The sequence below is a fragment of the Aeromonas sp. ASNIH8 genome (assembly GCF_002919855.1).
Lineage (GTDB): Bacteria > Pseudomonadota > Gammaproteobacteria > Enterobacterales > Aeromonadaceae > Aeromonas > Aeromonas caviae.
This window is the reverse complement of record NZ_PQLN01000282.1, coordinates 1-552: the sequence shown is the minus strand read 5'-3', so window position 1 is coordinate 552 and position 552 is coordinate 1. Positions and strand designations below refer to the sequence as shown.

The window sequence follows — 552 nt, the reverse complement described above, 5'->3', positions numbered from 1 at the left end:
TCTGCTGATTGATTGCTTTGTTATCGCGTACGCGACCGCCGCCAAAATCGGTTTCGATAGCCCCCGGGGCGATAATGTTGGCGGTGATCCCGCGCGCCCCCAGCTCCTTAGCCTGGTAGCGGGTGAGCACTTCCATAGCCCCTTTCATCGCCGCATAGGTGCTGGAGCCCGGTAGCGCAAAACGAGCCAGGCCAGATGAGACGTTGAGGATCCGCCCGCCGTTTTCCATCAGCGGCAATAGCCCCTGGGTCAGAAAGAACGGGCCTTTGAAATGGATGTTCATCACTTCATCAAACTGCGCTTCAGTGGTTTCCATATAGGGGGCATATAAACCCACACCTGCGTTGTTCAACAAATAATCGAAGGTGTTGCGCTTCCAGACTGAATGCAGTTTTTCAATCACCTTAGTGGCGAACTGTTCAAAGCTGGCCATATCCCCGACGTTCAGCTGCAATGCTGCTGCTTTTACCCCTTTTTGTTCAATTTCACGTACAACTTCGAGCGCTTCCTGCCCCCTCCGGTTGTAGGTCCGCAGGATCCCAACCCCCTTTT

General features: G+C 54.0%; 1 protein-coding gene. It reads right to left on the bottom strand.

Features of this window, described 5'->3' with window-relative positions; genetic code table 11:
* Positions 1-552 (bottom strand): SDR family NAD(P)-dependent oxidoreductase (locus C3418_RS23925; RefSeq protein WP_146054170.1); only part of this gene is annotated, 552 nt, incomplete at both ends.